13 protein-coding genes are annotated in these 12075 nt (G+C 34.9%); 1 reads left to right on the top strand and 12 read right to left on the bottom strand.

All coding sequences use genetic code 11. The annotated features are described in order from the left end of the window. Positions 1-57 precede the first annotated feature (57 nt). The 5 genes from BMW64_RS12400 to BMW64_RS12380 form a co-directional block, all read right to left on the bottom strand. A complete protein-coding gene (locus BMW64_RS12400; protein ID WP_090000274.1) occupies positions 58-468 on the bottom strand; it encodes an Rrf2 family transcriptional regulator in 411 nt (136 codons plus the stop codon). Positions 469-528: 60 nt separating this feature from the next. Further along, complete coding sequence (locus tag BMW64_RS12395; protein ID WP_090000273.1) at positions 529-1995, bottom strand: serine hydrolase; 1467 nt, start codon at positions 1993-1995, stop codon at positions 529-531. Between the two features lie 86 nt (positions 1996-2081). Then, the gene (locus tag BMW64_RS12390) at positions 2082-2657 is read right to left on the bottom strand and encodes a helix-turn-helix domain-containing protein (protein ID WP_090000272.1); all 576 of its coding nucleotides are present in this window, start codon (positions 2655-2657) and stop codon (positions 2082-2084) included. A gap of 38 nt (positions 2658-2695) precedes the next feature. Further along, complete coding sequence (locus BMW64_RS12385; RefSeq protein WP_090000271.1) at positions 2696-3646, bottom strand: hypothetical protein; 951 nt, start codon at positions 3644-3646, stop codon at positions 2696-2698. Between the two features lie 107 nt (positions 3647-3753). Then, positions 3754-4188, bottom strand: coding sequence for an FKBP-type peptidyl-prolyl cis-trans isomerase (locus BMW64_RS12380; RefSeq protein WP_090000270.1), 435 nt, complete (start codon positions 4186-4188; stop codon positions 3754-3756). 185 nt (positions 4189-4373) lie between these two features. Between BMW64_RS12380 and BMW64_RS12375 the strand changes: the two genes are divergently transcribed. After that, positions 4374-5375 (top strand): catalase family protein, encoded by a 1002-nt coding sequence (locus tag BMW64_RS12375; protein ID WP_090000269.1) that lies wholly within the window; start codon positions 4374-4376, stop codon positions 5373-5375. 494 nt (positions 5376-5869) lie between these two features. Here the strand turns inward: BMW64_RS12375 and BMW64_RS12370 are convergent, their stop codons facing one another. From BMW64_RS12370 to BMW64_RS12340, 7 genes are all read right to left on the bottom strand, one after another. After that, positions 5870-6913, bottom strand: a complete 1044-nt coding sequence (locus BMW64_RS12370) for a TerC/Alx family metal homeostasis membrane protein (RefSeq protein WP_090000268.1) — start codon at positions 6911-6913, stop codon at positions 5870-5872. A gap of 160 nt (positions 6914-7073) precedes the next feature. After that, on the bottom strand, positions 7074-7685 hold the full coding sequence (locus BMW64_RS12365) for a TerD family protein (protein WP_090000267.1): 612 nt from the start codon (positions 7683-7685) through the stop codon (positions 7074-7076). A gap of 79 nt (positions 7686-7764) precedes the next feature. Continuing rightward, complete coding sequence (locus BMW64_RS12360) at positions 7765-8691, bottom strand: hypothetical protein (RefSeq protein ID WP_090000266.1); 927 nt, start codon at positions 8689-8691, stop codon at positions 7765-7767. 36 nt (positions 8692-8727) lie between these two features. Further along, positions 8728-9900 (bottom strand): toxic anion resistance protein, encoded by a 1173-nt coding sequence (locus BMW64_RS12355; protein WP_177175284.1) that lies wholly within the window; start codon positions 9898-9900, stop codon positions 8728-8730. A 7-nt stretch (positions 9901-9907) separates the two neighbouring features. After that, a complete protein-coding gene (locus BMW64_RS12350) occupies positions 9908-10462 on the bottom strand; it encodes a TerD family protein (RefSeq protein ID WP_090000265.1) in 555 nt (184 codons plus the stop codon). Beyond that, positions 10452-11276 carry a phosphoribosyltransferase family protein gene (locus BMW64_RS12345; protein ID WP_090000264.1) on the bottom strand — a complete coding sequence of 275 codons (825 nt, stop codon included), beginning with the start codon at positions 11274-11276 and terminating at the stop codon, positions 10452-10454. The genes BMW64_RS12350 and BMW64_RS12345 overlap by 11 nt, the downstream gene beginning before the upstream one ends. 3 nt (positions 11277-11279) lie before the next feature. Beyond that, on the bottom strand, positions 11280-11954 hold the full coding sequence (locus BMW64_RS12340; RefSeq protein ID WP_090000263.1) for an HAD family hydrolase: 675 nt from the start codon (positions 11952-11954) through the stop codon (positions 11280-11282). Positions 11955-12075: the final 121 nt, after the last annotated feature.

Raw genomic sequence — 12075 nt, 5'->3', positions numbered from 1 at the left:
TATTTTATTTTTAAATTAAATTGTAATAATTATTGTTACATTAATAGTTAAATTTTTTTATTTAAAATTATCCGTAAATTCCTGCAGCGTTTTATTTCCTAAAAACCTGATAACCAACTGATCCGTCTCGGAAAACAACGTCTGTAAATGCTCATTGATTTCTTTTCCTACAGTACATGCAGGATTAGGATTATTGTTTTTTTTACCTAACACTTCAGTATTTTTTACCGCTGAATAAATATCGGAAATTTTAATCTCATCTGCATTCTTTGCCAACTGACTGCCTCCTACTTTTCCCTGCCGGCTGATAATTAATCCCGCTTCTCTTAAAACGCTTAATTCTTTACGCACCATCACAGGATTAATATTAATGCTTCCCGCCATCCATTCGGAAGTGAGCCATTCACGCGGACTTTCCGCCAATAATGTCATAATATGTATTACCGTGGCAAATCTTGTATTGTTCATTATAATTACAGAACAAAAATAGAAAAAATTATTAATGTAACAAAATTTATTACAATTAAATTATTCAGTTTCTATTTTTACGATTTTTTTTCCTGCTTCCCCTAAATAATGATTAATCAGTGGTTCATAGATTTTATAACCATCATCAACATTGGTAAAAATCACTAAACCTTGCTTTGTTTTCGGCAGCATTACAGCTATTGTGTTTACGCCTTTATCCGAACCGCCGTGTGAAAGAGCAATCTCTCCATTACCAAGATCAAATATTTCAAAACCCAATCCGAAATATTTATTTTTTTTTGTATCGACCTGTCTACTTTCCATTTCTTTAAACACTATTTTTGAAAGCAAATCGTTATTCATCACTGCAATTAAAAACTTACCATAATCTTCTACAGAAGTCATAAGATCATCTGCAGCATTGGGCTTAGAGTTTTTCACAATTTCATAAGGTTTGCCATTTTTATCATAACCGGTAACGATTCTTTCTGCATCTTTCTTTTCATTCCAGATATAGCTTGTATCATGCATATCTAAAGGCTCGAAAACCAATTCTTTTGCCAACACTTCCAGGCTTTTATGAAATTTATTCTCTACAGCTTTACGCAGGTATTCATAACCTTCGCCTGAATATTGATATTTTGATCCGGGATCAAACTCAAAGTTTAACTTATGATCTGACTTTTGCCATCTCCAGTTTGGAAAACCTGTCTGATGACTCAAAATAATTCTGGTAGTTAATTTCTTATGTCTCGGATCTTTTGCAATATCAGGATCAATCCAATATTTATCCAGTGATTCATCAAGATTCCATTTTCCTAAGCTCACCAAACGTAAAACCGTCATTGCAGTTACCGGTTTGGTAAGGGATGCAACGTTAAAAAGACTGTTGTAGGGTGCAGCTGTTTTTCCTTCCAGCGTTCCGTAAACTTTTATTTGAGTTAATTTTCCGTTCTCGATGATTCCTAATCCTAAAGTCGGAATGTTATTATCTTTCAGCAGCTTTTCGATAGGATCTTTAATTTCTGCATGGTTAGGTTCTCCATGATCATAACTTAGAACATCACTCATCACCCAATTTCCCTTTTTCTTTGTCCAGACAGTCGTGAACTTTGCCCTGCCACCTAATACGTCTTGTTTATCAGGCTCACGGATGTAAAACTGATGTTCTCCAGTCTGTATAGCACCGTACAGATTACCGTTATCATACAGCGGAAAAACTTCGAGACTTCCTGGAACAACTTTGCGAATCGGCTTCTTAAGAGGATTGGAACAGATATTTTCTTTTGTTCTTTCTAAAAACAATTTTTTATCCTGAAAACCTCCTTTATCATGATAAAACTTAAGATTATCATCCATTGATTTTTCCAAATATGCCATATCACAATTATTGAAGCCTCTTTCGAAAAAAATACTGTCCTGCTTTTTCAATTCCAAAAACAATTCGGAACTTTTATCGATCTGAGCATTTGTATTTCCAAAGAAAAATAAGAAGAACAGAAAATAACAAGAGAATCTTTTTGCCATTGTTTAATTTTTTGACAAAGATTCGGAATTATTAAATTTTAATTGAAAAAACAGCCCGACAAAAACCTGACAATCTTGTGACTTCTTTATAAAAAACTGAAATTCAGCTTATAGTAGAGACTATTCTTCTTATCAATTTCGTAAGCATTTCTCAAGATAATGTAAATATTAGCGAGCACTAACAAAACCATAGTCACCATTACAGAAGGAGGTCCGAGTTTTAAAAGCACAACGATCATAAAGATTACAGGAGAAAGAATTGCCAAAAATATTTGAAGAGAAATAATCTGTTTTGTAATCCGGGATTTCTCTTTTGCAAAAATCATAATTAATAAAGGTGGGATAAAATTCGCAACCGGAAACCATGCAAGAGGAAGTGAAGAAAGGTTAATGATTTTGATTAAAGTAAAGTTTTCAGATGTATCTTCTTCTTTCACTACAGGAATTTCTTCGACTTCAGTTTCCTGCTGTACAACAATCTCTGGAGTCCATAAATCCTTTTCAGAAACATCCAGGTTTTTCGCGAGTGTTTTTAAAGTATATCCTTTCGGCCGCATTCCAGCCTCGATCCGTTGAATCGTTCTCACCGAAAGACCCGACTTTTGCGCCAGCTCTTCTTGGGTTAGATTTTTTATTTCTCTTATTTTTCTTAATTCCGACATGTAAAATAGTGAATAAGAACAAATTTACATTTTAAAGACTACAAAATCAATTTATCCAAATCCAGCAACAGATAATTGATATTCTGATTAATCGTCCGTGTCGCCGACTGCATCTGATTGAGCATAGCCGCCCGATTATGAAGGTCGTCTGACCTGTAATAGCCACCATCGCTAAAAATAACAGACTCATTCGCTGCTTTCAAATTATTATCAAACTGAAAATGAAGCCATCTTTTTTTAATACTCTGCACGATAGGAACTCCATCTTTACTGGAGAATTTTCTTTCTGTATACATATACCAGACAAATGGCGGAAAATTAGGTGATTCAAGCTTTTCATTCCACACATCTCTCAGTAAATTTCTCTGATGAATGAATTCCACCTTTTTACCTTTCGGATTTAAAGTTGCCAGACCAAATCCAGCTCCTAAAGCACCACCGCCGATATCTATGGCATTGCTCCATCCGTTATCCTTTACAATTCCGCCGGCGATGGAAGCTGCCGCACCTGCTACAATAGAATAGAGAATGAGCTTATTGTTCCGGGAATTATTGAGATTATCTACGTAAGCTCCGATCTGGGCTACTCTTTCTCCTTCACAGTCGAATTCTGCGGCAACAGCATCCAGTTCTGTGAGTGCAATGGTTATTTTACTGTTGATCTTACTTTTAAGCTGTAATATTTTTACCTGAGATTCAAGTGAATTGTCTTTCTTAAGTTCCATGATATCATGTATCTCGTCCAGGTTATCAAGTGCATTCAGGATGAGGATACTCTGATCAGAAAAATGAGGTTTCAATTCCTGATTGGCAGCAATGATAGAATCTGAATTGTAAGAAGGAAGTTTGTTGGAATAATTATATTTAAAAGGAGCTTTGCAATAGCTGTCTTTAAGCGTCAGAATATTTTGTCTGATCGCCTGATTTTTTTTAGAAACACATGAAGTCAGTATATTTAATAAAGCTAAAAAATAAAAAAATTTCCTCATTCTCGCAGTTATGATAAAAGTAATACATGAAGATCAACACGAATATACACAAATAAAAAAATTTACCCGAAAGTCAGGTAAATTTTAATTTTATTTTAAAAAAATTATTATTTGATCTCAAGCAATTCCACTTCAAAAATGAGTGTACTGTTGGGACCGATTTCTTTACTGATCTGCTGATCTCCATATGCCAAGTGCGGCGGGATGATCAATCTCCATTTGCTTCCCACGGGCATCAACTGAAGCGCTTCCGTCCATCCTTTAATTACTTTATTCAGCGGAAATGAAGCTGGTGTTCCTCTTTTTACAGAGCTGTCGAAAACTTTTCCGGAAATTGTTGTTCCGTGATAGTGGCATTTTACAGTAGATCTCGGGCCAGGTTTTTCACCGTCGCCTTCTTTGATGATTTCGTATTGCAATCCGCTTGGCAACTCAACCACCGTTTCTCTTTTCCCGTATTCTGCCATATATTCCTGACCGTCTTTCAGGTTTTTCTCTGCCTGTTCTTTTTTGCGTTTAAATAACATATCTGCTACTCCCATATTGATATTTTTTACAAAGATAAGATTTTACAGCTGGAAGGTGGAAGCATGATGCGGGAAGTTTTTTTAGATAAATTATTAACTAATTATGGCTGTGGGATCTCATTTCAGAAAATTCAGATATGTTTAATACTGTGTTAACAGCATTTCCGAAACTTGGCTTTATAATTGGATTTAAAAACTGAATGCCAAGTCCACTAAAATATAATAAGAAGTTTGATAAGCTGACTGACGAGGAAAGAGAACTCCTTGAGATCAATAAAAAAAGCATTGCCGATTTTGTTGAGCAGTCACCTTCCGTGAGTGATGTAGAGTATGCCACCAGAAATGCTCACGCCAAAACATACGCCGTCACCAGTGGCGAATTTATCATTGATAAAAATATTCCTGAAAAACTTCAGCCGTTTTTTGATAAGGATAAGTATGATTTGAAGATCCGCTTTTCTAACGCCCATTTAAAAATAAATAAAGGTAAAAAAGATATTCCGGCTTACGGATTTGCCGTAAAGATCAAAGACGAAAATGGAGACCTGCTTGCCAATTTTCCTTTGGTCAACTTTCCTTTATTTCCAATTAATTCTGTAAGCACCTTTTTAAAGCTGTTCACATCTGTCAATCGGTTTTTTGTGAAAAAATGGAGCTCTTTTTCTTTGATGATGCAGATTATTAAAGTGATTCCTTCAACACTTACAGGATCTTTTTTGAAAAATATAGCTAAGCTATGGAGTAAAAGAAATGATTTTTTCCTGTCATTCGATTATCATTCGGTGGGAGCCTACCGATTGGGAGAATATATGATGAAAATTAAACTTAAACCATTATCTGTCGATAAGAATTTTGGGAAAAGATTAAAAACAAAGAACGCGCTGGAAGCTTATTTAAAGACAAATGATTTTGCAGCAGATGTTATGATTCAGCTTTGTTATAACCTGGAAGACCAACCCATCAATAAGCTCAATGTCGAATGGAAAAATGCACCTTATATAAAAATCGGGCAGGTAAGAATTAAAAAAAATGATCTTCTGGATCCGGAAACCTGCGAAAATGAACTGCTTTCATTTAATCCTTTTGAAAGTAAAATATTCTTCCAGCCTGTCGGAAAAATTCAGAAGCTTAGGGATGAAGCGTATAAAGTTTCGATGCAGACAAGGCTTAAAATGAATAAGCTTTTGAAATATAACAAGTGAAAAAGCAAACAAACTTCAGATAGAATATCAGATACACAAGCAATTGTTCATTTCAATCAGGCTTTAACCTATGCAAGAGTAATTTCCCTGTGCAAATCCATTTTAACCTGGTGCAAAGAGCTATTAACCTACTGCAAAGAGTAATTTCCCTACTGCAAATTCATTTTAACCATATGCAAAGCGTCATTAACCTTTAAAAAATGCTATTAACCTATTGCAAAGCGCCATTTATCATGTGCAAATTCATTTTAATCATATGCAAAGCGTCATTAACCTTTAAAAAATGCTATTAACCTATTGCAAAGCGCCATTTATCATGTGCAAATTCATTTTAATCATATGCAAAGCGTCATTAACCTTTAAAAAATGCTATTAATGCAGTGCAAAACGCTATTTTATCCAGAATATTTAACCTTTGTTATTCATAGATTTGAACCAAATAAAAAGGCTCTATGAAATGTAAAGCCTTTTCTATGTATTCATGTTTATAAAAATTATTCCTCAATTTTTTCTTTCCCATCATCTTTTTTATCAGGGAAAATAATAGAAAGAATGACTGAAATCACCAAAACTCCTCCAACGATTCCCAGAGAAACCGGTGACGGGATGTGAATCCACGGGGCAATCAGCATTTTTACTCCGATAAATGACAGGATAACTGCCAGTCCGTAAGGCAATTTGCTGAACATATGGATAAAATTGGCCAACAGAAAATATAAAGACCGCAAACCTAAAATCGCAAAAATATTCGATGTATAAAGGATAAACGGATCATTGGAGATGGCAAATATGGCAGGAATAGAATCTACGGCGAAAAGTACGTCTGTAAATTCAATAACGGCTACCACCACCAAAAGCGGAGTCGCCATTTTCATTCCGTTCTGTACGGTGAAGAATTTATCGCCGACATAGTTATCCGAAACTTTCCAGAATCTTTTGATTAATCTCGCTCCGGCCGTATTGCTGTAATCTTCTTCTTCGTCATCATCTCCGTCACCCCAGGATTTAATTCCTGCGTATACGAGGAACAGACCGAAAAGAGCCATCACAATATTGATTTTTACAGGTTCCCCAAAAATATTCATTTCAGGAAGATAGGTAAGATTGATCAACCCAACTCCTGCGAAAATAAAAATTGCCCTGAAAATGAGCGCCCCGATAATTCCCCAGAACAGCACTTTGTGATGAAGATATTTCGGAACTTTAAAGAATCCGAAAACCAGGATAAATACAAATAAATTGTCCACCGAAAGGGCTTTCTCGATCCAGTATGCCGCCTGATACTGTGTAAACTTTTCTATCGCCAGCGCATGGCTGCCGGGCCCCAAATCTGAATTGTAAACCCAATATACGACTCCTGAGAATACCATTGACAGGGAGATCCAGACGATCGTCCAGATGGTAGCTTCTTTGGAAGAAACTTCATGACTTTTTTTGTTGAAAACTCCCAGATCGAGGAGCAACATGATAACTACCGTTATCGCAAATCCCCAGACCAGGCCAGGATGCAGATCTAAAATGCTAGTATTTTGTCCCACTTTTATATGTGCTTATTATATGATAAAAGCAATAGCTGTACGGGGTACAAATATTGCCATTCGTTTTGATTGTAGATAGATAGACTTTAGATTTTGGCTAAAGCCGTTGAAAATCTTTTTTATAAACGGGCTAAAGCCCGTTCCTATTAATTTTAGCCTATTACAAATATTTTTGTTTTACAGTTTCAATGGTTTCCTGCAATTTTCTGTCTTTTGTAGGATCTCCGATCGCGTTGAACTTCCACTCGCCGTTTCTTTTGTAAAAAACGCCCATCACCATCGCTACATGTCCTTTGAATGATGCATCGTTGGCGATATCATATTTAGCGAAGACTTCCCTCACATTCGTTGGAGTCCCTTCATAAATCCTGATCGAAGCAAAAGGAATGGTACCAAAATCCTGGCCTTTATAGCTGTTCAGAACAAGGGCAACATGCTCTACATTTGAATCAAGATTACTGAAATCTACAGTAATTACCTCATTATCTAAGCCGTCATTTCCGTTAATATCTCCTGTAAGGTCGTCACCGCTGTGTCTTACGGCTCCGTTTTTTGATTTCAGGTTTCCAAAATAAATAACTTCAGTTGCATTTTTGTTTGAGTCGTACAGAATGCAGCTTCCGTCAAGATCCACTGCCTCTCTGGTAATACCTCCGAAAAAACCTTTTTTCTCGATTGCCCCCCAGTTTATTCCTACACACGCTTGGCTAAGCGTTGTTCCGTTTTCTTTTGTAAGGTTAATTCGTTGACCTTTTTGTAAGTTAATAGCCATCTTTTTATGTTTAGTTTTGTTTACTATTTTGTGAATCGTAATTGTTAACTCGTAAAAATAAACGATGTACGATTTACCTTTAATTATTATTTAAATTTAAATTCAGCATTGCACGAAGAATATTTGTTTCTTCATTAATATCAAATATTCTGCTCATAACATCCGTATTTTCAAGATTTTTAATATAATCTTTTAGCACACTTTGCACCTGATCTGGTAGTATTTTTTTTCGCTCGTCCATCGCATTTTCCAGCTCTTCATTTTTCTTTTTAAGCTGATTGATGATTGCTCCCTGATTCGATTCATTCGGTGATGTATTTAATTTTTCCATTCTTTTAGGATCTGTTAAATACATTTTTTTACCTTCAATATCAAAGACAAAATGATCGTCTGTCTGAAAAATTCTAAAAAGCTCATATTCATTTCCCGAAACTATAAATCCACAGATAAAACGAACTTTAAAGTTCTGAATATTAAGTTTCCCCAGCAGCTTTCTTTCAATCTGATAATCCTGATATTGGTAAGCAGGAAATGCAGCAGATTTCAATAAGTCTTCATTAACTTCAGACCGGTAGAATTCTTTTGCATATTTTTTATTAAAATACAGAATATTTTCCCAATTGATTCGGAATTTATTTTCTGTAAGATCCTGATAAATATTTTTCAGATGATTGGAAAAAATACCGCTGTACATTTTACGGTCTGTTTCAAAACCGTCTACCTGTTTTTCTTCAAAACCTGAAATATATTTTTTATTGATATCAATTTCGTTGAGTACCGCCAGCATATCATTTTCCTTTTGTCTTTTTATTTTGGTTAAAAGTTCAATAAGGCTATCGGTGTACTGCAGATGGAAAAGTTCAAGTTTACTATAATCAAGTCCTTTGTCTTCCTGAAAAAGATTATGAATAATATCCGTCTTAATGTAGATGGAAATAATATCAACATTCTCAAAAAAATTTGCAAGAAGTTTAAGTTTCGTTAATCTTCTCTTGCTTTGTGACATTATATTTACAGCATCTTCATTCACCTGATATCAATGTTATCCTCGTACGTTTGCTTTTAGTTCGTGCTCTAAAGTCATCAGATCCTGATCCAATTTTCGTCTTCCTTCTGCGCCCTGCTTCTGGATCTGTTTTACTTCATTTAAAGTATTAATTAATTTCGATGTTGTTTCTCTCAATGTTTCGATAGAAACTACCGTCTGTTCGTTGGCTCTCGCCACGTTGATTGAATTCTGCCCGAGACGTTCTGCATTTTTTCTTAAAATCTCTTCTGTTGTAGAAGAAACTTTCTGCTGTATTTCAATATTTTGCTGCTGTCTGTACATGGCAACAGCTAATGAAAGCTGGTTTTTCCAAAGCGGAAGTGTCGTTGTTAAAATGGTCTGTGCTTTTTCGGCGATCGAAACATTGTTATTCTGCACCAGTCTGATCTGCGGAAGTGACTGCATCATGATTAAGCGAACCACTTTAAGATCGGCTAATCTTCTGTCTAATCTTGCAATAAAATCTCTTTTATCCGCGATCTCATAATCCTGATAATTCTGTGGAGCGGCTTCCATAGCGGCAAGTTCCGTTCCAGCTTTTTCCATTCTAAGATTTCCGGCAATCACAAGTTCTTCGATTTGTTTGATCGCTGTTATATTGCTTTCAAAAATCGTCTGCAAAACTGCATTATCTTTTGTAGAAGTAATGATTCCTGCGTTTACTTTATACGAAATCTGGTCGATATTGTTGATGATCTTATCATATTTTGCAAATAAATTCTCAATCTGCGTCATTACGCTTTTCATGAAAGGCAATTTGCTTAAAAAGCTTTTAAATTTATTCTGATTTAATTCTTCTACATCAACGTAATTAAGTTCTACCAATAAATTATTGATCAGCTCACCCACTTCTCCTGAGTTGGATCTTCTTACATTCCCCAGGAAACTATCACTTTGGTTTGATAATGTTCTCTGAAGATCTGCCCCAAAGTTTACGATGGATCCCGGGTTGGTTTCATCGATAGAATTGGCAAGCGTCTCGTATTTCTGGCGCTCTTCGGATTGCAGCTGGGAAAGATTTACATTCCCTTCTCTGTCTACTAAAGGAGCAGGAGGCGTATTTGGTGCTTCCATATTGGTAGGCGGCGCCATTGGAGTAGGTTCGAAAGTTTTTAATGGTTCGATTGATCCAAGCGGATCTATAGGTTGATTAGATTGGTTATCCATAATAAAATTATTGATAGATTGCTACAAATTTTTCAAGTCCTTCTCGCTGGCCTGCACCAACTGCTTCGAATTTCCATTCGCCGTTTCTGTTATAGATTCTTCCGAATTCTACAGCCGTTTCGATGGAGAAGTCTTCATCCAGTTCGTATTTTAAAATCTCTTCATTGGTATCTGTATTGAAAATTCTGATGAAAGAGTTTCTCACTTGTCCGAAATTTTGTCTTCTCGCATCTGCTTCGTGAATGGTCACTACAACAGTGATCTCCTTTACAGCAGGATCTATTTTGGTTAAATCTATTTTAATCTGCTCATCATCTCCTGAACCTTCACCCGTAAGATTGTCGCCCGTATGTATTACGGCTTTATCCGGAGATTCAAGGTTGTTGTAAAAAATAAAGTGATTATCTGAAACCAGCTTTTTATTTTCACCTAACAAAAATAAAGATGCATCTAAATCAAAAGCTGTTCCTGTAGACGTATTATTGATATCCCACCCTAAACCTACGGTGAATTTTGGTGCGTTTATATTTTCTCTTTGTCCTTTCTGTAAGTTAATAGCCATAGTATAGTTCGGTTTGTGTTAAAGTATTTATATTATTTTCGTATTCTTTTATTAAATGATAATTGTTGCTTATTGCAAGTTCAAGAAGGTGATCCATCTGTTCCTTTTTTACTTTAGACGTAAGATACTCAAAATTACCTGAATCCAGACCTAAAATATATTTTACAATCCTTGTATTGAACTGAAAGCTTGGTTTTTTCATAACTTCTGTAATGTGTTCAATATTTTTTACCGCATAATAATTAAAATAATTTTCAATTTTAGGATCCAGATCAAAATTCATGAGTTCCGCATAATACATGAATAAAAAATCTGCTTCTACATTATACTGATCCAGAATTTTATTCACCGTAAACTCATGACTTCCTGTAATCTTAATATCATCTATAAAAATACAAAGTTTTCCTCTAAGAAAATCTTTATCAAGATAATAAGTATCGTTTGCGATCAGATTTTTACGATCTTCAAAGCTTAAATTTCCGTAATCAGTCGTGTACGTATGATTTCTGTTAATTTTTGAAAGAATACTTGATCTTTTCCCTTTTTGAAATAAATAAAAGTCCAAATGCTTTTTAAAGTAAAAACACAGAAAATTAGAAGCCGTAGGAATCGCCATATAAGGACTTGGTAAAACAACAATCTCTTTATCTGTATCTAAAATATTTTCATGTTCGGAAATAAATCCTTCGAATAGTTCTTTTGCAAATTTCTCAGCATACGACTTATCGCCGTACTTGAAAAAGCTGTATTCTGCGGGTGAAAAAGTGAATTCATCAGCCGAATGAATGTGATGTAGACTATACCTTTTGTTCATACGTTATATTTTGTGTGTGAGTAAGTGTGCGTTGAAACCAAAATCCTTTGCTCCTTTATAATCTGCTATCGGATTGTCACCGATGTGTAAAATCTGATGTAAATCTAAATCCTGATTTTTTAATAAATTTTTCACTTCCTGAAATATCTTCGGGTCTGGCTTGGAGCAATTGATTTCGTCAGAATATATATGAAAATCTATGTATTGATCGAGATTTTCACCGATCAGAAATTTTCTCATTGTTTTTCCTTTAATAAAACCCGTATTGCTAAGAATATTTATTGTTTTTCCCTGACTTTTAATTTCATCAAAAAGCTTATGGAGATTTTCAAAAATCACAACAGGCTTATAGTTTAAAAATAAGTCTTCACTTTTTTGATAGAATTCGTTTAACTGTGCCTTATTTACTTGTTTTAAATCTACTTCCAAAGCATGTAAGATCAGTAAATAAATTTCAAAAGTATCTACATTACCGCCAATGACTTCATTGATGGAATTGCAAAGATCGTCGTAATATTTTACCGCTTTGGCAACCTCATCAATCGGTTTTTGTATGTCAAAAAATGAGGAGAAAAGCTCAACTCTTTTTGCTTTAAATTCAGGGTGAGATTTTATTAAAGTAAGCCACAGATCGAAAGAAAAATGTGAATGATTGTGGATGTCGATATCTGTTTTCAAAATGGGTTAGTTAAAGTTTTTATTTAGCTTTTTTCTTGAAAAAGATTTTTAAATTGGTTATTGTTTGTCCTCATCAATTTGTGTAATACATATCAATTCATCCCAAAGATAGAATTTTTAA

The sequence above is a fragment of the Chryseobacterium taichungense genome, from assembly GCF_900109935.1.
In the GTDB taxonomy this organism is placed as follows: Bacteria; Bacteroidota; Bacteroidia; order Flavobacteriales; family Weeksellaceae; genus Chryseobacterium; species Chryseobacterium taichungense.
This window is presented reverse-complemented; position numbering and strand designations above follow the sequence as displayed.